Origin of the sequence: Curvibacter sp. AEP1-3 (assembly GCF_002163715.1) — a bacterium.
Taxonomy (GTDB): Bacteria; Pseudomonadota; Gammaproteobacteria; order Burkholderiales; family Burkholderiaceae_C; genus Allorhodoferax.
Genome location: NZ_CP015698.1, coordinates 4177455 through 4195860, shown reverse-complemented (window position 1 = coordinate 4195860; position 18406 = coordinate 4177455). Strand labels below are relative to the sequence as shown.

At 60.4% G+C, this 18406-nt stretch carries 15 protein-coding genes and 1 riboswitch; of the genes, 6 read left to right on the top strand and 9 right to left on the bottom strand.

Features of this window, described 5'->3' with window-relative positions:
• Nucleotides 1-43 precede the first annotated feature (43 nt).
• Both AEP_RS19630 and AEP_RS19625 read left to right on the top strand, forming a co-directional pair.
• Nucleotides 44-1591 carry a TRAP transporter large permease gene (locus tag AEP_RS19630; RefSeq protein WP_087496953.1) on the top strand — a complete coding sequence of 516 codons (1548 nt, stop codon included), beginning with the start codon at nucleotides 44-46 and terminating at the stop codon, nucleotides 1589-1591.
• 83 nt (nucleotides 1592-1674) lie between these two features.
• Entirely contained in the window at nucleotides 1675-2172 is a 498-nt protein-coding gene (locus tag AEP_RS19625; protein WP_087496952.1) for a hypothetical protein, read from the top strand.
• Between the two features lie 69 nt (nucleotides 2173-2241).
• Here the strand turns inward: AEP_RS19625 and AEP_RS19620 are convergent, their stop codons facing one another.
• The 4 genes from AEP_RS19620 to AEP_RS19605 all read right to left on the bottom strand — a co-directional run bounded on the left by AEP_RS19620 (nucleotide 2242) and on the right by AEP_RS19605 (nucleotide 6692).
• A complete protein-coding gene (locus AEP_RS19620; protein ID WP_087496951.1) occupies nucleotides 2242-3321 on the bottom strand; it encodes a TRAP transporter substrate-binding protein in 1080 nt (359 codons plus the stop codon).
• A 203-nt stretch (nucleotides 3322-3524) separates the two neighbouring features.
• Nucleotides 3525-5420, bottom strand: coding sequence for a 1-deoxy-D-xylulose-5-phosphate synthase (gene dxs, locus AEP_RS19615; RefSeq protein ID WP_087496950.1), 1896 nt, complete (start codon nucleotides 5418-5420; stop codon nucleotides 3525-3527).
• Between the two features lie 82 nt (nucleotides 5421-5502).
• Nucleotides 5503-6432, bottom strand: coding sequence for a polyprenyl synthetase family protein (locus AEP_RS19610; protein ID WP_087497443.1), 930 nt, complete (start codon nucleotides 6430-6432; stop codon nucleotides 5503-5505).
• A gap of 14 nt (nucleotides 6433-6446) precedes the next feature.
• Nucleotides 6447-6692 carry an exodeoxyribonuclease VII small subunit gene (locus AEP_RS19605; RefSeq protein WP_087496949.1) on the bottom strand — a complete coding sequence of 82 codons (246 nt, stop codon included), beginning with the start codon at nucleotides 6690-6692 and terminating at the stop codon, nucleotides 6447-6449.
• 198 nt (nucleotides 6693-6890) lie between these two features.
• On the opposite strand from AEP_RS19605, the gene AEP_RS19600 reads away from it, so the two are divergent.
• Both AEP_RS19600 and AEP_RS19595 read left to right on the top strand, forming a co-directional pair.
• Nucleotides 6891-8063 (top strand): aromatic ring-hydroxylating oxygenase subunit alpha, encoded by a 1173-nt coding sequence (locus AEP_RS19600; protein WP_087496948.1) that lies wholly within the window; start codon nucleotides 6891-6893, stop codon nucleotides 8061-8063.
• 74 nt (nucleotides 8064-8137) lie between these two features.
• Nucleotides 8138-9025 (top strand): DMT family transporter, encoded by an 888-nt coding sequence (locus AEP_RS19595; protein ID WP_087496947.1) that lies wholly within the window; start codon nucleotides 8138-8140, stop codon nucleotides 9023-9025.
• A gap of 7 nt (nucleotides 9026-9032) precedes the next feature.
• Here AEP_RS19595 and AEP_RS19590 read toward each other — a convergent pair whose 3' ends face one another.
• Genes AEP_RS19590 through AEP_RS19580 form a run of 3 tightly spaced genes read right to left on the bottom strand, consistent with a single transcriptional unit; the run spans nucleotide 9033 to nucleotide 11134 of the window.
• Entirely contained in the window at nucleotides 9033-10268 is a 1236-nt protein-coding gene (locus AEP_RS19590) for an RNA polymerase sigma factor (RefSeq protein ID WP_157673235.1), read from the bottom strand.
• Between the two features lie 3 nt (nucleotides 10269-10271).
• The gene (locus AEP_RS19585; protein WP_087496945.1) at nucleotides 10272-10634 is read right to left on the bottom strand and encodes a YciI family protein; all 363 of its coding nucleotides are present in this window, start codon (nucleotides 10632-10634) and stop codon (nucleotides 10272-10274) included.
• A gap of 59 nt (nucleotides 10635-10693) precedes the next feature.
• A complete protein-coding gene (locus AEP_RS19580; RefSeq protein WP_087496944.1) occupies nucleotides 10694-11134 on the bottom strand; it encodes a hypothetical protein in 441 nt (146 codons plus the stop codon).
• 236 nt (nucleotides 11135-11370) lie between these two features.
• Between AEP_RS19580 and AEP_RS19575 the strand changes: the two genes are divergently transcribed.
• Both AEP_RS19575 and AEP_RS19570 read left to right on the top strand, forming a co-directional pair.
• A complete protein-coding gene (locus AEP_RS19575) occupies nucleotides 11371-12240 on the top strand; it encodes a sulfurtransferase (protein ID WP_087497442.1) in 870 nt (289 codons plus the stop codon).
• Between the two features lie 23 nt (nucleotides 12241-12263).
• Nucleotides 12264-14447, top strand: coding sequence for a sensor histidine kinase (locus AEP_RS19570; RefSeq protein WP_087496943.1), 2184 nt, complete (start codon nucleotides 12264-12266; stop codon nucleotides 14445-14447).
• 22 nt (nucleotides 14448-14469) lie between these two features.
• Here AEP_RS19570 and AEP_RS19565 read toward each other — a convergent pair whose 3' ends face one another.
• Nucleotides 14470-15048 (bottom strand): TMEM165/GDT1 family protein, encoded by a 579-nt coding sequence (locus AEP_RS19565; RefSeq protein WP_087496942.1) that lies wholly within the window; start codon nucleotides 15046-15048, stop codon nucleotides 14470-14472.
• Between the two features lie 6 nt (nucleotides 15049-15054).
• Nucleotides 15055-15227: riboswitch (yybP-ykoY riboswitch) on the bottom strand.
• A gap of 1 nt (nucleotide 15228) precedes the next feature.
• A complete protein-coding gene (locus AEP_RS19560) occupies nucleotides 15229-18351 on the bottom strand; it encodes an efflux RND transporter permease subunit (protein ID WP_087496941.1) in 3123 nt (1040 codons plus the stop codon).
• Between the last annotated feature and the right edge of the window lie 55 nt (nucleotides 18352-18406).

The following is an 18406-nucleotide window of genomic DNA, read 5'->3' as shown; positions in this document are numbered from 1 at the left end:
GCTTTAAGCATTTCGCACCCCACAAGACACACTGGATTCACTTATGCAAATGGAACACTTTCCCCCGCTGATGTTTGCGGGCCTCGTAGTGATTATGTTGATCGGCTTCCCGGTCGCCTTCTCGCTCGCCGCTTTGGGCTTGGCCAGCGGCTTTTACGCCATTGAAATGGGCTGGTTCCCGGCCGCCTTCATGGGAACCTTGCCGATCTCGCTGTTTTCTATTCTGAGCAATGAGCTTTTGCTGGCGATCCCGTTCTTCACCTTCATGGGCACTATCCTGGAGAAATGCGGTCTTGCTGAAGACATGCTCGACTCCATGGGCCAGCTCTTCGGCCCCGTGCGCGGCGGCGTGGGTTACTCAGTCATCATCGTGGGCTTCATCCTCGGTGCCATTACCGGCACCGTGGCAGGCCAGGTGATCGCCATGGCGCTGATCTCGTTGCCGGTGATGATGAAGTACAACTACAACATGCGCTATGCCACAGGCGTATTGGCTGCCTCCGGCACCATCACGCAGTTGGTGCCACCCTCTTTGGTATTGGTGGTGCTGGCCGACCAGTTGGGCAAACCCGTAGGTGATATGTACAAGGGCGCTTGGGGCCCCTCCATCCTGCAAGTGCTGATGTTTGCAGCCTACACCTTTGCGCTGTCCCGTATCAAGCCTTCCTATCTGCCGGGCATCCCCCGCACTGAACGCACTCTCGATGGATGGGCACTCTGGTCCAAATGCTTGCGTGGCATCGTTCCGTCTGCTTTGCTGATTTTTGCTGTGTTGGGTTCCATGGGCGGCCTGCCCTTCCAGGACACCGCGATTGCTACACCCACCGAAGCCGGCGCCATGGGCGTCGTGGGCGCTCTGATTCTGGCCGCCATGTCCAAGCGTCTGACACCTGCCCTGATCTGGGAAGCCATGGCCGGCACCATGCGCCTGACAGCCATGGTGGTGTTCATTCTGATCGGATCCCGGGTATTCAGCCAGGTGTTCCAAGGTGTGGATGGCCACAAGTGGGTAGAGCATTTGTTGGCCGGTTTGCCGGGTGGCCAGGTTGGCTTCCTGATTGTGGTCAACGTCTTCGTGTTCTTCCTGGCGTTCTTCCTGGACTTCTTTGAAATCGCGTTCATCATCGTGCCCATGCTGGCCCCAGTGGCTGACAAGATGGGTATCGACCTGATCTGGTTCGGCGTGCTGCTGTGCGTGAACCTGCAGACCAGCTTTATGCATCCCCCCTTCGGATTTGCGCTCTTCTACTTACGAGGAATCGCAGACAGTTTGTTCAAAGACAAGCGGATCCCGAAACCGGTTCTTTCCAACGACATCTACTTGGGATCCATCCCCTGGGTGATCATGCAGATCATTCTGGTGGTGGTGGTGATCTTCGTGCCCCAGTCGGTCACGATGTTCCTGGACGAAAAGGTGGAAATCGATATCGACAAAGTCGTGATAGAAATGCCGGTGGAAGAGCCTATGCCGAATGCCGAACTGAAGGCTGGTGAAGCAGCTCCGGCGCCAGGGTCTGAAGATGCAGCGAAAGCGGCTGCCAAAGCCGAAGAAGACGAGCAGAAAAAGCTCGACGAGCTGTTCAAGAAATAAGCGTCCATCGATAGCACCTGTCCCTTTCACGAGGGACCTGACCCCGACTCTCGAGTCGGGGTTTTTATTTGCAGGAGAACACTATGAATGAATCAGATAACGTGCAACCAGACGGCCCCACCAAGCTGGAATTCAGCCCCCTCGGAGGACCCATGGAGGCCGCGGCCTACAGCGTCATCTTCAAATGCATTGCCATTGCGTTGCTCAGTGTTGCCGGACTCTGGGCCGTGCAAATGCACCAACTTGCCCAGCAAGGGCTCGCCAGCGCCACGGTGGTGAGTTGGCTATGGCTGCCTTGGGGGCTCATGGCCTACACCGCTTGGTTTGTGGTGACCGGTACGACGCGCCTGACCAGCACATCGATAGAGCAATCCTGGATGTGGTCCAAACGCCTCGAGCTGGACAACCTCGCCTATGCCAAGGTGATCCGCATCCGTGGCTTTGAATGGCTGTTTGCCCCACGTTTCTACACCAAGAACTTCGGTGGCAAACTTTTCATCTTCTATGCGGCTGACCCTGCCATGCTGGACGAATTCAAACGCTTGGAATTGGCTCTTGCTGCGGTGCGCGATCCACGCTGAAACCCTCCAAAAGCAGTGACCAAAAAAAACCGCGCCGAGGCGCGGTTTTTTACTTGCAGAGAACGCTGTTTACAGCTTCTGCGCTTGCATGAAGGAATCGAACTTGGCTTCGGTAAAGCGGAACCAGAGGTTGGACTCTGCGCGGAACTTGGAGTAGTCCGCAAAGATCTTCTTCCAGTCTTCGTTCTTCTCGTTCAATTCGGCATATGTCTCTTCTGCCGCCTTGAACGCTGCAACCAGCACGTCGTTGGGGAAGGGACGCAGCTTGGTACCACCGCCCACCAATTGCTTCAATGCGCCGGGGTTGCGTGCGTCGTACTTGGCTTGCATGTCCACGTGCGCGTAAGCGGCAGCATTGTTGACGATTGCCTTGTTCTCAGGAGACAACGCGTCGTAAGCCTTCTGGTTGATGAACAGGTCCAACTGGGGACCGCCTTCCCACCAGCCGGGGTAGTAGTAGAAGGGAGCCACTTTGTTGAAGCCGAGCTTCTGGTCATCGTAAGGTCCAATCCACTCTGCCGCGTCAATCGTGCCTTTTTCCAGAGCGGTGTAGATTTCACCGCCGGGAATGTTTTGCGGCACCACGCCCATTTTCTCCATCACGCGTCCGGGGAAACCACCGGTACGGAATTTCAAGCCCTTCAGGTCTGCGACGGACTTGATTTCCTTGCGGTACCAACCGCCCATCTGGGCACCGGTGTTACCCATGGGGAAGTTGATCATGTTGTACTTGGCGTAGAACTCGCGCATCAACTTCAAACCGTTACCTTGGTACATCCAGGCAGTCATCTGGCGGGAGTTCAGGCCGAAAGGAATAGCGCAACCCAAAGCAAATGCTTCGTTCTTGCCGAAGAAGTAGTAGGGCGCTGTGTGTGCGCATTCCAGGGAGCCTTGCTGCACAGCATCCACCACGCCGAATGCAGGCGCGATTTCGCCGGCTGCGTGGACGGAAATTTCGAACTTGCCGCCGGACATTTCCTTCACGTGTTTCGCAAAGATTTCAGCAGCACCAAAAATCGTATCCAGCGCCTTGGGGAAGCTGGACGCCAGACGCCAGCGCACTGCGGCCTGAGCATGAACTGCGGGAGCTGCACCGGCAGCCAATACGCCGGCAATACCTGCGTTTTTGATAATTGAACGACGATCCATTCGCTTTTCTCCGGTAATTGTGTTGTAACCAGCTTGAAGCGCAGATCTTCCGCGCATCAAGGACTGTGTAAGTCAAGCGCGATTGTAGGAATGCGAATAACCCTACTCGTGGGGGTTTTCCCTCGGCAACAGGCTCTTTTCAACAGGCATTCAGCTTCCTGCAAGCCAAGCCTCGCAAGCTGCGGGCTTGACTGACATCAGTCTTACACGACGCGCACGAGGTGCGTCAGCAAATTGCCGAATCGTTGGCGCACAGACGCTTGGATGCCGGCGGCATCCAGCCCCTGCATTTGCAGCAGATATGCAGGGTCACCATGCTCAATAAACTCATCCGCCAAGCCCAGCTGAAGGACTGGGATGGACAGCTTGGCTGCCTGCAGCGCTTCGAGAACTGCGCTGCCTGCGCCTCCCATGGTGGCGCCCTCTTCCACCGTCACCAATGCACTGTGCGTGGCCGCCACTTGCAGCAGCAACTCGGTATCCAAAGGCTTGGCCCAGCGCATATTCACCACTGTGGCGCCCAATGCTTCAGCAGCCACTAGCGCCGGATACAGCAAAGTGCCGAACGCCATTATGGCGATGTTGCCACCCTGCTTGCGGATCTCACCTTTGCCAAAAGGCAAACCTTCCAAAGAACTGCTGACTTCCACACCGGCGCCACTACCACGCGGGTAGCGCACGGCCACCGGATGGTTTTGCGCATATGCAGTGCTGAGCAACTGGCGGCATTCGTTTTCATCCGCGGGGCAAGCAACGCTCATGTTGGGAATGCAGCGCAGGAAAGGAATGTCATAGGCACCGGCGTGGGTGGCTCCGTCAGCACCAACCAGGCCTGCGCGGTCCAGCGCAAACACGACTGGCAAGTTTTGTAGCGCCACGTCGTGGATCAGCTGGTCATAGGCACGCTGCAGGAAGGTGGAATAAATCGCCACCACCGGCTTGAGACCCTCGGTGGCCAGTCCACCTGCAAAGGTCACTGCGTGCTGCTCGGCAATGCCCACATCGAAGTAACGCTGGGGGAAGCGCTTTTCAAACTCCACCATGCCGGAGCCCTCGCGCATGGCTGGAGTAATGCCCACCAAGCGCTCGTCAGCGCCCGCCATGTCGCACAACCACTGGCCGAATACTTGGGTAAACGTGGTTTTGGCAGGCGTGGTGGATTTCACCAGCCCCACGGCGGGGTCAAACTTGCCCGGGCCGTGGTAGGCCACCGGGTCCGCCTCAGCCAGCTTGTAGCCCTGGCCTTTTTTGGTCACCACATGCAGGAACTGCGGGCCTTTGAGCTGCTTGATGTTCTCCAGCGTCGGGATGAGCGAGTCGAGGTCATGCCCGTCGATGGGGCCTATGTAGTTGAAGCCGAATTTCTCGAACAGCGTGGCCGGCACCACCATGCCCTTGGCCTGTTCTTCGAGGCGCTTGGCCAGCTCAAACAGGGGCGGCGCGCCCTTGAGCACGCTCTTGCCCACGCTTTTGGCAGCCGCATAAAACTGACCACTCATCAATTGGGCCAGGTAGCGGTTCAGCGCGCCTACGGGCGGGCTAATGCTCATGTCGTTGTCATTCAGGATCACCAGCAAGCGGCAGTCCTCGACACCTGCGTTGTTCAGGGCCTCAAAAGCCATGCCGGCAGTCATGGCGCCGTCGCCGATCACGGCGACCGAATAGCGGTCTTCCCCCTTGATGCGGGAGGCCAGCGCCATACCCAGTGCGGCGGAAATTGAGGTGCTGGAGTGGGCAGTGCCAAAGGTGTCGTACTCGCTCTCATCACGGCGGGGAAAGCCGGACAAGCCGCCGAACTGGCGCAGGCTGTCCATGCGGTCGCGACGACCGGTCAGAATTTTGTGCGGGTAGGTCTGGTGACCCACGTCCCAAACGATGCGGTCATCCGGCGTATTGAACACGTAATGCAATGCCACCGTCAGCTCCACAGTGCCGAGGTTGGAGCTCAGGTGCCCACCCGTGCGGGCCACGCTGTGCAACAGGTAGTTGCGCAACTCGTCCGCCAGCGTCCGCAATTGCGGACGCTGCAACTGCCGCAAGGCGGCCGGATCGTCGATGGTGGCCAACAAGGGCGTTGCAGAGGGATTGCTGGATGACATTTGCTATTCTTTTAGTAGCTACTCGCGCACATTCCATGAGCGCCAGAGACCGATTTCATATAAATAATTGCTCGCCTGTCTTTCAATGGGCGCGGTGCACCACCATGCCGGCCAGGGCCCGCAGGGCAGCGGTATCGGGCAGACCGCTGGCATCGAGCGCGTCCAGCGCTTGGGTGTACAGGCTGAGCGCGTAGTCGCGGCTGGCTTGCAGGCCCATCAAGGACACATAGGTGGGTTTGTCGTTGTCGGCATCCTTGCCGGCGGTCTTGCCCAGCGTCGCAGAATCTGCTGTCACGTCCAGAATGTCGTCCACCACCTGGAACGCCAGGCCAATCGCGGCGCCATAAGCCTCCAAACCGGACAGAACCTGTGCAGTAGGTTGGGCACATTGGGCACCCATGACGACGCTGCCTTGCAGCAAGGCACCGGTTTTGAGCTGGTGCATTTCGCGCAACTGGTTCTCCGTGAGTGGCAGTCCCACGCTGGCCAGGTCGATCGCCTGGCCACCGGCCATGCCGGAACTGCCGGCCGCGCGCGCCAACAAGCCGCACAAACGGGCCTGCACAGTGCAGGGCACAGAGCCATCCAAGGGGGTCAAAAATTCAAAGGCCAGCGCCTGCAAAGCGTCGCCAGCCAGCAAGGCACTGGCCTCGCCAAACTGCACATGTACGGTAGGTTTGCCACGGCGCAGCACATCGTTGTCCATGCAGGGCATGTCGTCGTGCACCAGCGAGTAGGCGTGAATCAGTTCCACCGCGCATGCAGCCCGCAAAGCCGCGGCATCACAGCCATGGCCCAATTCCGCCACCGCCTCGTGGGCGGCCAACACCAACAGGGGCCGCAGGCGCTTACCACCGTCCAGCACGGCGTAGCGCATGGCGTCTACCAAAGCAGCCGGGGCCCCATGGTCCACACCCTGCGGTGCATCTGCGGTGATCCAGGCTTCCAAGGCGCGCTCCACGCGGTCCAGGCGCTCGCGCATCCAGGTGTCCAGTTCAAAATCAACTGTCATGTCTGCGGCCTGGCTCATTGGGCTTTCCAAGGTTTCAGCACACCGTCGTCCAACACCTTGATCTGGTCTTCCACCGCCTGCAGCTTGTCGCGGCAGTGCTGCAGCAGCGCGGCACCGCGTTGGTAGTTGGTAAGCAGCTGGTCCAAGGGCAGGTCGCCGGACTCCAGGCGCGCGACAAGCCCTTCCAGTTCGGCCATGGCCGCTTCATAGGTGGCAGGGAGCGCGGTGGCGTCGGGTTGGGATGGGCTGGCCTTGGGCATGGGTGGAGCAATCTGAAGCAAACCGCGATTTTAGGCGCATAGCGGGTGGGCAACTGTCTCTAAGGCAGAGTGCCTGATACGGGGTGCGGGTACAATCGCCCCTCCCGCTTCCGGCCACCCGCTTCTGGACTGGCCGGCTCCCATTCACCGCGCACTTTGGTGCATCCCCCTGTGGGGAGTCTTTAGGTCAGGTCACCCATGTCTGATTTAAGTCTTCAACTGCAGCAGGCGAACAGCCAACTACCAGTTTCGAGCTACTTTGACCCGGCGCTCTACGCGCTTGAAATGCAAAGTATCTTTCAGCAAGGGCCCCGCTATGTGGGGCACTCTTTGAGCGTCCCCCACGTCGGGGACTACTACGCCCTGCCCCAGGAAAACGGGGGCCGAGCGCTGGTGCGCAATGCCGGTGGCATTGAGCTCATCTCCAACGTCTGCCGCCACCGCCAGGCCATCATGCTCAAGGGGCGTGGCTCGCTCACGCACAGCGGCAACCAGGTGCAAAGCGGCAACATCGTCTGCCCGCTGCACCGCTGGACCTACAGCGGCGCCCATGCGGGCCAGAATGGCAGCCAGAGCGGCACGCTGATCGGCGCGCCCCACTTCGCCCACGACCCGTGCCTGAATCTCAACAACTACAAGCTGCAGGAATGGAACGGCCTGCTGTTTGAAGACGCACGTGCCCAAGGTGGTGTGGACGTGGCAGCCCAACTGGCGAACATGGGCCCGCGTGCCGACCTGAGCTTTGAGGGCTATGTGCTCGACAAGGTGGAGATGCACGAGTGCAACTACAACTGGAAGACCTTCATTGAGGTGTATCTGGAGGACTACCACGTAGGCCCCTTCCACCCCGGGCTGGGCCAGTTTGTGACCTGTGACGACCTGCGCTGGGAGTTCAAGGACAACTACTCGGTGCAAACCGTGGGTGTGGCCAACCGCCTAGGCAAGGCCGGCAGCCCGACTTACGAGCGCTGGCACAAGGCCCTGCTGGGCTACCGCAACAACGTGCCCCCGCAGTACGGCGCCATCTGGCTCACCTACTACCCCCACATCATGGTGGAGTGGTACCCGCATGTGCTGACCGTGTCCACCCTGTTCCCCATGGGCGTGAACAAAACCATGAATATGGTGGAGTTCTACTACCCCGAAGAGATTGCCGCCTTCGAGCGCGAGTTTGTGGAAGCCCAACAGGCAGCCTACATGGAAACCTGCATCGAAGACGACGAGATCGGCGAACGCATGGACGCCGGCCGCCGCGCCTTGTTTGACCGCGGCGACAACGAAGTCGGCCCTTACCAAAGCCCCATGGAGGACGGCATGCAGCACTTCCACGAGTGGTACCGGCGCAAGCTGGGCAGCGCTGTCGGTCGCTGAAATTTACTATCAAAAACATAGCTGCTCGCGCAAATTCCATGGGCGCTAGCGGCTCTTTTTATTACTAAACACCTATGCAAGCTCTGTGGATGGTCCTGGCCTCGTTCTGGTTCGCGCTGATGGCAGTGGGCATCAAGTACGCGTCCAACAGCTTTGGCACCTTTGAGCTCGTGTTCTACCGGGGCCTGGTCAGCATTGTGTTCATGGGCATCGTGGTGCGGGCCAGTGGTTCCAGCCTGCGCACCCCGGTGCCGCTGATGCACGTGTGGCGTAGCACCATCGGTGTGGTGTCTCTGGGCAGCTGGTTTTACGCCATTGCCCACCTGCCACTGGCCACAGCCATGACACTGAACTACATGAGCGGCGTCTGGGTGGCTGCCTTTGTGGTGGGCGGTGCCCTGCTCTACGGCAAAGAGCAACCACAGGGCGCGCTCCTGGGCACGGTGCTAATGGGCTTTGTGGGCGTGGTCATGACCCTGCGCCCCACCATCGACCAGAACCAGCTGTTTGCCGGCCTGATCGGCTTGCTCTCCGGCCTGGGCGCTGCACTGGCCTACATGCAGGTAACGGCGCTGGGCAAGATCGGCGAACCAGAAGAGCGCACCGTGTTTTACTTCTCGGTAGGCAGCGCGGTGGTCGGCGCTGTGGGCATTGCCTTCACGGGCTTCACCCCATGGAGCGAGGTGGATTGGCGGGATGCCGTCTGGGTCATTCCCATCGGCGTGCTGGCGTCCTTGGGTCAATGGTGCATGACCCGCGCCTACCGTAAAGGCGCCACGCTGGTGGTGGCCAGCATGCAGTATTCGGGCATTGTGTTCGGGGTGATCTTCAGCCTCGTGCTGTTCGGCGATCAGATTCCGACGCTCGGCTGGATAGGCATTGCCGTGATCGTGACCAGCGGCGTGCTGGCCACCGTGCTGCGCACCCGCCTGCTGCCGCACACGCCTGCCGAGGAACACTAGGCCAGCCTTAACCGAGACTGGAGCGGATAGCTTCCAGATACGTGCGCACCGATTGTTGTGTGGTGAGCCCTATGGCGATCTGCAAAGCGGCTTCGACATCCGCCTTGGAGCCGTCGCTTTGCAAGCGCAGCAAATGCGCTTTGGCAACCCACCAAGGCTGGAACGACTGGGTCAGGGATCTGTCCATCGCGTCCAGTTGCGCGAGCCCTTCGTTCACATTGCCGGACTCGCCCATCGCCACTGCACCGGCAACCAAGGCTCCCTGCGTGGGGAAATGCGCGTTGATTTGTCGGTAGAGCGAATCGATGCCCCGCCAGGGCGTCTCCCCCGTAAAGAGGCGTTGACAATGTGCAGACTGGACAGCGGCTTCCAGCTGAAAAGGGCCCGGCCGCCGTTGCTGCGCGGCAATCCACAGCATCTGATCCGCGCGCAAGATCACGTCGCGATTCCACCGTTGCACGTCCTGCTCGGCCAAAGGAATGAACTCGCCGGACGGCCCCGTCCGGGCATCCCGCCGTGCGTCACAAAACATCATCAAGGCGTGCAAACCCCGGGCTTCCGGTTCCTCGGGCAAGAGAGCGCACACAATGCTGCCCATATACAGCGCTTCTTCCCGCAGATCGGTAATGCGGGTCTCTGCGCCATCTACGGCGTCCAAAGCCAGCCCAAAGGCTCCGTAAATGGACTCGAGCACATACCCGAGCCTCTCGGGCAACTCCGCCAGCTCGGGCTCTTCAAACCGGATGGCAGTATCGCGAATTTTTTGTTTGGCACGCACCAGTCGCTGCGCCAGGGTTGTGGGCGAAACCATCAAGGCAGGCGCCATGTCCGCCACCTGCAAACCCAGAACCACCTGCAGCATGAGCGGAATCCGCACTTTTTCATCAATGGCCGGGTGGGCACACACAAACATGAGCTTGAGCCGTGCATCAGGTACCACAGGGCGCTCCTCCTGAATGGCCTCTTGCTCAAGAAGCACCGTCACCGCAGGATCAAAGCGGACCTGGTCATGCCGGGCAACCTGTAGCAACTTGCGCTTCGCCACCGTCAAGATCCACGCGTCCGGCGATGCGGGTACCCCACTGACGGGCCACACCTCCAACGCCTTCAGCAGTGCATCATTCAAGGCATCTTGCGCGGCGGCAATGTCGCGCCACTGCCATGCCAGGTAAGACACCAAACGGCCATACGACTCCCGGGCCGCCAACTCGGCGGCCCTGAACGCAGCGCGGGAATCAGCCAACACTCACTTCGGCGCGGACATCACCAGCACAGGCCGTACTTCGGTCGTACCGGTCAAGGCACTGGGGCTGCGTGCGGCCCACTCCAAGGCGTCATCCAAACTCGGGACCTCAATAATGAAATAGCCACCGATATGCTCTTTGGTATCTGCGTAAGGCCCGTCGTGAATCACACGCTTGCCATTGCGCAATTGAACCTGGGTACCGGTGTGGGGTTCCTGCAGACCATTGCCTTGAACAATGATTCCGGACTGGCCCATCGCGCCGATATAGGCGTTCCATGCGCCCCAATAAGCAGGCGCAGTCTCAGGGTTGGCGCGTTGGGCCAAATCTTCGGCGGTCTCTTTGTGTATCAACATGAATTGCATGGTTTTCTCCTGAAAAAAATGACTTCAATATAAGTAAGGTGAAACGAGTAACCAACCGACTACCAGCTGGCGCGCCGGACTTGGCGCATGGAAACCCACAGCAAACCTGCAGCAATGAGCACTACGGTGGTGAGAATGGCGACCTGCCCCATTCCGAAAGCCTGGAAGACACCTTGCGTGATGTCACCCACATAGAGCACCAAATATGCGACCAGAGAAACCGCAAAGACAGGGCGTGACCATGGCGAACGCAATAGCAGCAACAAGCAACCCAGCGCGCCACCGAACACTCCGGTAGCAAAGGCGACCGTCATCCACGACGGCAAGCTGACATACAGCTCCGCCTGTTCTTCGGTCATTCCGTTGCTCATCAGGCTGCCCACTGAGCCTTGCACGGTGGGCAGAAACTGGATGATTCCAAAAATATTCCATGCCAGCCCCAAAATGGCCACGGGCCAGAACCATTTGGGCAGGGCCCGTTGCGCGTTGTCTTCAGACATGAGTGATCTCCAAGGTGAGAGCCCGAGCATTATTGCGTTGGCTCATTCATGTGATGCTTGGATGAACCTCCAATCGACAAGGCGCAGAAAAAAGTTTTCGGTTTCGCTTAAATTGGCTGGATTGGACGATGTCCCAAGCGAGGCTAGACTCAAGTTCATCGCGATTTTCAAAGTCTCCCGGACCTTTTGTCGGCCATTTGGCCCCCCATTTGTCAGACCAGCCGCCTCCCAACTCCATGACCTATACCACCCTGATCTCCGTCGCCCAGCTGCAATCCCTGCAAGCCAGCGCCACGCCTGCCGTCGTTTTCGACTGCAGCTGCGACCTGATGCAACCCGAAAAGGGCCCTGCCCAATATGCCGAGAGCCATATTGCCGGCGCCCTCTACGCCCATCTGGACAACAACCTCAGCGCCAAGGGCGACCCGGCGGTCACCGGCGCACAGTCGGGCGGGCGCCACCCGCTCCCTGCGCGCGAATCGTTCGCCCAATGGCTGGGCGGCGTGGGCGTCAAAAACACCGACCAGGTGGTGGTGTATGACCGCCAAGGCGCCAATTACTGCGGCCGCCTGTGGTGGATGCTCAAGTGGTTGGGCCATGCGAACGTGGCTGTGCTGGACGGCGGCTTCCAAGCCTGGCAGGCAGCGGATGGTGCGGTCAGCCGCGGTGATGAACCTGCGCGCGCACCCTCTACCTTTACGGTGGCCGACCCGCTGGTGGCTTTGCGCAGCAGCGACCAGGTGCTGGCCCGCCTGGGCAAGCCTACCCAGCATGTGCTGGATGCGCGAGGTGCCCCGCGCTTCCGTGGCGAAACCGAGCCGATTGACCCGGTGGCCGGCCACATCCCCGGCGCCTTGAACCGGGTTTTCAGCAACAACTTAGGCGCCGATGGCTTCTTCAAGCCGGCCGCTGTGCTGCGAGCCGAGTTCGAGGCCCTGCTGGGGCAGCGGCAAGCGGAGCACGTGGTGCACCACTGCGGCAGCGGCGTAAGTGCTGTGCCCAATATCCTCGCCATGGAGATTGCCGGTTTGCAAGGCAGCGCCTTGTTTGCCGGCAGCTGGAGCGAGTGGTGCAACCGGCCGGGCTTCCCGGTAGCGCAAGGCTGAGACCCCGCTTACACTGCGGCCTCATGATCTTGCCGAGCCTCAGCCTTCCCGCCAAGCGCCTGGCCGCCGACCTGATGGTGGTGCTCGGCGTGGTGGTGGCGGGACTGCTGAGTACGGCTGCGGTCTACAGCAACTTGCGAGAGGCCGAGGCACTGCGGATCTACGAGCAGCGCAGCGCACTGGCCGAAACCGTACTCGGCGCCCTGGACCACGACGCTACCAGCACTATCGAAGCCGTGCGTGGTGCGGCCCTCATGGCCGAAATGCAGCCCGCCATGACCCGGGCCCAGTTTGACCTGTACGCCAACCGCCTCAAGATGGCGCACCCCACCGTAGCAGCCCTCGAGTGGCAAAAAATGGAAGCTTCGGAGGGCTTTGTTTTCCCGACGAACCTGAAAGAGTGGACGCACCTGGCCCGCCCCCTGTTGGATGAGGCCCAGAAAGACGCGCGGGTCGTAGGCACACCCATTGCCACCGGTGCATTTGCTGCCGTCACACCTTTGGCAGAAGGCGCCAAGCCTGCCGTGATCATCACCGTGCCGGTGTACCAGCGCAGTGCGGACACGGACAGTATCAGCCGCCATATCGGCTTCATCAATGCGCTGGTGGATGTCGGTACGCTGGCCCGGAACGCGGCCTATCAGGCAGAGGCCGCAGGCAATGAGTTGATCGTCCGCGACAGAGAGACCGAGGGTGATGCCCCCTTGTTCACCTCGATGGGAGCCGCGGCACATACGCCGGGGCACGACAAAGACAGCGCCCACCGGGAAAGCGCAGATTACGCCCTGGAGTTGAACTTCGGTTCCCGCAATTGGGAACTGCTGCTGCACCCCAAACCCGAATTGCTGAATTCCGGCTGGGTACATCAGGCCACCTTCGCATTGGTATTGGGCTTGCTGGTCACTGCCCTGCTCACCATCCTGCTGACACGCAGCCAGATCAACCGCAGACGGTCCGAAACCGCCATCGCGCACGAGCAAGCCCTGCGAGATGAATTGTTGGCAGAGCAATACCGCCTGAAAGAGGTGGTGGAGAGCACCGGTGTTGCCATCTGGGAATACGACTTGCTTAACCGCTTCCTCAGTGTCAGCGAGCGCTGGCACGTGGTCAGCGGCTACAGCCGCGAGGAGCTGGGCGACAACGTGCTCACGAGTTGGCTGGCAATGGTGCATCCTGAGGACCGCCCCCGCATCAGCGCCACCTTCGCGGACCTGACGAACCTGCAGGGCGACCGCTTTGAGTACGAATACCGCATGCGCCAGAAAGACGGCCAATGGATGTGGGTCCAGTCTCTGGCTCACATCGTGGCGCGGGATGGGAATGGCCGCCCGACCAAATTTGCCGGCATCAATCTGGAGGTCACCCAGCAAAAGGAGGCGGAGATCCGCATTCATGCCCTCAACGCCAGCCTCGAGGCCCAGATGCAGGAAGCCATGGCGCGCAGTGAGGCCCGCGCCACTCTGGGTACCCTGATTGCCAGTGTGTCACACGAAATGGCGACACCCATGGGCAACAGCATGATGACAGCCAGCACCCTGGTCGCCCAGGCTAACCAGTTTGAGCAGCAAATGGTGGCGGGCACCTTGAAACGCTCGGAATTGGCGCAGTTTGTAGGCCAAGTGCAAAGCGGCAATGAGTTGCTACTGCGCAACCTGGAACGCGCTGTTGCTCTGCTCAAGAACTTCCGTCAAGTGGCGGCCGACCAAGCCAGCGAGCAGCGCCGCACTTTTGACCTGCAACAGGGCTTGCGCGAGATTCTGGATACCTTGGCGCCCAGTCTCAAACGCCAGAGTCACACGGTAATGCTGGAGGCGCCTGAAGGTATCCGCATGGACAGCTACCCCGGCCCTTTGGGCCAGGTCCTCATCAACCTCATCAACAACGCCTACCTGCATGCCTTCGAGGGGATGGAGCACGGCGAAGTCCGCATCAGCGCCACGGCCGATGAGAACAACGTCACACTGGTCTGCACCGACAACGGCCGCGGTATCGCTCCGGACACCTTGGAGAAAATGTTTCAGCCCTTTTTCAGCACACGCATAGGGCGCGGCGGCACCGGTCTGGGCATGTCCATCGTCGAAAACCTGGTGAAAGCGACCCTGGGCGGCACCCTGGAAGTGCAGTCCACGGTGGGCCAGGGCACCACCGTCACCATCACACTGCCGCGCAGCGCACCCGAACCCCGGCAGGAAGAGGAAGGTGCCTGAAGCGCCCCACTCCGCTCTTTCTTTAAAGGCCGAAACCTGAGCCTGCCCCCAGCAAGGTGGCGATACCCAAGACGGCAAAAATGGCTGCCGCAATCGAGTGCACCAGTTTCATCGGAATCTTGTTAGCCAGCTTGTCGCCAGCAAACACAGCTGGCACGTCGGCGATCAACATGCCCAGTGTGGTGCCTATGACCACCATCACCGGTGTCGCGTAATGGGCGGCCATGGCCACCGTGGCGATTTGGGTCTTGTCGCCCATTTCGGCCAAGAAGAAGGTGATTAGCGTGGCACCGAAGACACCGAAGCGGCCGGCAATCCGGGTTTCTTCGTCTTCAATTTTGTCGGGAATCAGCGTCCAGATGGCCATACCCAAGAAGGACGCGCCAAGCACCCAGCGCAAGACTTCGGGGCTAATGGCTGTGGTAATCCATGCGCCGAGGGCGCCTGCCAGGCCATGGTTGACGATAGTGGCGGCCAGAATGCCCAGCACGATGGGCAATGGCTTTTTGAAGCGAGCCGCGAGGATGAAAGCAAGGAGTTGGGTTTTGTCACCGATTTCGGCCAGAGCGACCACACCGGTAGAGACGAGAAGGGATTCCATGAGCACGAGTTCCAAGGCCGGTAGAAGACAAATGACCACGGCACATCACCGGCCAAGGCGGATGTGCGGTGGTCAAAGGTCTTGCCAAGACTGAACTGCTGGCGCCAGGGTCTGCGGACCCAGTGTGTTGACGCAAGCCTCTTGCAACGCAAGAGAGGCTACTCCCCAATGACAGAAGTCCTATTGTACCGGCTTCACCTCCGCAGCCGGTTTCTCGCGCAACACCCAGCGCTTCAAGCGACCCAAGAGATGCTCCAGATCGTCCACTACCGTGAACACCGATGGGATCACCAAGAGGCTGAGCACGGTGGAGGTGATCAGCCCACCGATCACCGCGACCGCCATCGGACTGCGGAAGCTGCTGTCCGCAGCGCCCCAGCCCACGGCCAGTGGCACCATGCCGGCGCCCATGGCGATAGTGGTCATCACAATCGGCCGCGCACGCTTGTGGCAGGCGTCAATGAGCGCGTCAAACCGGCTCATTGGAGCAGCCACGGTGTGACCATCACTGCCATCGCTACCCCGGCGCGCCAGGATCGCATACTCCACCAACAGAATCGAGTTCTTGGTCGCAATGCCCATCAGCATGATGAGCCCAATGAGGGACGGCATGGAGAAGCTCTGGTTCACCACCAGCAAGCCCACAAACGCGCCCCCCAAGGACAGTGGCAGCGCCGCCAGAATGGTGAAGGGCTGCAAGAAGTCCTTGAACAACAGCACCAGCACGATGTAGATGCACAGCACCCCGGTCAGCATGGCCAGGCCGAAGCTGGCAAACAGCTCGCCCATGACTTCAGCGTCACCCAACGCCAACTGCTTCACGCCGGGCGGCAGGTTGGTGATCGAGGGCAGCTTTTGCACGGCCTCTGTCACATCGCCCAACGGCGCGCCGGAGAGCTCGACTTCAAAGGTGATGTTGCGTGAGCGGTTCAGGCGGTCGATCACCGCCGGGCCACCGGCCACTTCAAGCGTGGCCACCTGACTCAGCATGACAGGGCCTTTGACGCCGGGCACCGCGAGTCGGCCCAGCAAGTCTAGGTCCTGGCGCGCGGAGTCATCCAACTTCACCACAATCGGCACTTGCCGCTGGCTGAGGTTGAGCTTCGCAAGCGAAGTGTCATAGTCGCCAACGGTTGCAATGCGCAGGGTCTCGCCAATAGAGGCACTGGTGACACCCAAGTCAGCGGCCTTCGCAAAGTCGGGGCGTACTGCAATTTCAGAGCGGATCAAACTCGCGCTGGAAGTGATGCTGCCCAAACCGGGAATGGTGCGCAGGTCGCGCTCCACCGCAGCGGCAGCACTGGCCAAGGCCAGAGGGTCTTCGCCGGTCAGCACCAGTTGGTACTTCTCGCCACTGCCGCCCAAGCCCACCTTGCTACGGATGCCGGGCACTTCGGCCATGGCCGCGCGGATGGCGTTTTCAATGCCTTGCTTGCGGGGGCGCTTGCCGCGCTCGGTCAGCAACACCGTGAGCGTGGCCTTGCGGACCTCGGTGGTACCCGGAGGCGCGAACGGGTCGGAGCCTGCTGCACCACCACCGATGGTTGTATAGATGCTCTGGATGTGGTCGACCTTGCCCAGCAACTGGCGGGCATGCTCTGCCGCATCGCGCGTTTGCTTCAAGGTGGAACCGGGAGGCAACTCGATGTACACCTGCGTCTGTGAGTTGTCATCCGGCGGAATGAAGCCGGTAGGCAACAGGGGGATCAGCATGATGGAGCCCACAAAGAAGGCCGCAGCGGCACCCATGGTGATCCAGCGGTGGCTCAGCGCCCAACGGCTTGCGCGCATGTAAGCGCCCATCCAGAACGGGTCTTTGTGTTCGCGCGGGCTGCGCTTCATGATGTAGGCGGCCATCATGGGCGTGAGCACCCGGGCCACCACCAGCGAGGCGAACACCGCGAGTGCTGCCGTCCAGCCGAACTGCTTGAAGAACTTGCCGGGAATGCCGCTCATGAACGCGGTGGGAAGAAACACCGCAATCAGGGTGAAGGTGGTCGCAACCACCGCCAAGCCAATTTCGTCGGCCGCTTCCATGGCCGCCTGGTAAGGCGTCTTGCCCATGTTCAGGTGGCGCTCTATGTTCTCGACCTCCACAATCGCATCGTCGACCAGCACGCCGATCACCAAAGAGAGCGCCAACAGTGTCACAGTATTGATGGTGAAGCCCAGATACGCCATGCCGATAAAGGCAGGAATCGCGGACAAGGGCAGAGCAACCGCAGACACAAAGGTCGCACGCCAGTTGCGCAGAAACAGCCACACCACAATCACCGCCAGCAAGGCGCCTTCGTAAAGCATGGTCATGGAGGCATCAAACTCTTCGGCCACGGGCTTCACAAAGTCGAAGGCCTGGGTGAGTTCGATGTCGGGGTGCTGGGCCTTGAGTTCGTCCAAGGCTGCGTTTACTGCGGCGCCGACTTCCACCTCGCTGGCACCTTTGCTGCGAGTGATCTCGAAGCCCACCACCGGCACGCCGTTAAGCAGCGCGGCCGCGCGGGGCTCAGCAATCGTGTCTTTGACGGTGGCTACTTGGTCGAGGCGCACGCGCTGTCCGTTGGAGAGTGTCAACTCCAGATTGGCCAGTTCTTCGGCGGTTTTGACGGTAGCCAGTGTGCGCATGGGCTGCTCGCTACCACCCAGGTCGGCGCGGCCACCTGCGCTCTCGGTTTGCACCTGTTTGAGTTGGCGCGAAATGTCTGCAGCGGTAGCGCCCAGGCCTTGAAGCTTCATGGGGTCGAGGGCGACCTCCACCTCGCGGGTCACCCCACCCACGCGCACTACCGAGCCCACACCCTTCACGCCCAGCAAGCGGCGTGAAACGGTGTTGTCCACAAACCAGCTCAGCGCTTCGTCATCCATCTTGGACGAACGGATGGTGAGCGCCAGAATGGGCGCGCCCGACAGGTTCACCTTGTTGATCACCGGATCGCGCACATCGCTGGGCAGCTCACTGCGCACGCCCTGCACGGCGCTGCGCACTTCGTCCAGCGCCTCTTGAGTGGGCTTCTCCAGGCGGAATTCGGCGGTGATCGTGACGCCACCGTCCTGCACCTTGGTGTAGATGTTTTTCAGGCCCTGGATGGACGCAATCGCGTTCTCCAGTTTGCGGGCCACTTCGGTTTCCAGCTGGGCCGGCGCTGCACCGGGCAGGCTGGCCGAGATGGTGATGTTGGGCAGCTCCAGGTCAGGGAACTGCTGCACCTTCATGCTGTTGAAAGCCAGCATGCCCGCGAAGGTCAGCATCACAAAGAGCATGACCGCCGGAATGGGGTTTTTGATCGACCACGAGGAGACGTTCATGCTGCCTCCTGCCGAGCCGCCTCAAAGGAGGCAGACGCTCCCTCGGGGGGCAATG

What these genes read in the sequence shown, in the direction of transcription:
- AEP_RS19630 (WP_087496953.1), top strand. Translation starts at nt 44, where the DNA reads ATGCAAATGGAACACTTTCCCCCGCTGATGTTTGCGGGCCTCGTAGTG.
- AEP_RS19625 (WP_087496952.1), top strand. Translation starts at nt 1,675, where the DNA reads ATGAATGAATCAGATAACGTGCAACCAGACGGCCCCACCAAGCTGGAA.
- AEP_RS19620 (WP_087496951.1), bottom strand. Translation starts at nt 3,321, where the DNA reads ATGGATCGTCGTTCAATTATCAAAAACGCAGGTATTGCCGGCGTATTG.
- dxs (WP_087496950.1), bottom strand. Translation starts at nt 5,420, where the DNA reads ATGTCATCCAGCAATCCCTCTGCAACGCCCTTGTTGGCCACCATCGAC.
- AEP_RS19610 (WP_087497443.1), bottom strand. Translation starts at nt 6,432, where the DNA reads ATGACAGTTGATTTTGAACTGGACACCTGGATGCGCGAGCGCCTGGAC.
- AEP_RS19605 (WP_087496949.1), bottom strand. Translation starts at nt 6,692, where the DNA reads ATGCCCAAGGCCAGCCCATCCCAACCCGACGCCACCGCGCTCCCTGCC.
- AEP_RS19600 (WP_087496948.1), top strand. Translation starts at nt 6,891, where the DNA reads ATGTCTGATTTAAGTCTTCAACTGCAGCAGGCGAACAGCCAACTACCA.
- AEP_RS19595 (WP_087496947.1), top strand. Translation starts at nt 8,138, where the DNA reads ATGCAAGCTCTGTGGATGGTCCTGGCCTCGTTCTGGTTCGCGCTGATG.
- AEP_RS19585 (WP_087496945.1), bottom strand. Translation starts at nt 10,634, where the DNA reads ATGCAATTCATGTTGATACACAAAGAGACCGCCGAAGATTTGGCCCAA.
- AEP_RS19580 (WP_087496944.1), bottom strand. Translation starts at nt 11,134, where the DNA reads ATGTCTGAAGACAACGCGCAACGGGCCCTGCCCAAATGGTTCTGGCCC.
- AEP_RS19575 (WP_087497442.1), top strand. Translation starts at nt 11,371, where the DNA reads ATGACCTATACCACCCTGATCTCCGTCGCCCAGCTGCAATCCCTGCAA.
- AEP_RS19570 (WP_087496943.1), top strand. Translation starts at nt 12,264, where the DNA reads ATGATCTTGCCGAGCCTCAGCCTTCCCGCCAAGCGCCTGGCCGCCGAC.
- AEP_RS19565 (WP_087496942.1), bottom strand. Translation starts at nt 15,048, where the DNA reads ATGGAATCCCTTCTCGTCTCTACCGGTGTGGTCGCTCTGGCCGAAATC.
- AEP_RS19560 (WP_087496941.1), bottom strand. Translation starts at nt 18,351, where the DNA reads ATGAACGTCTCCTCGTGGTCGATCAAAAACCCCATTCCGGCGGTCATG.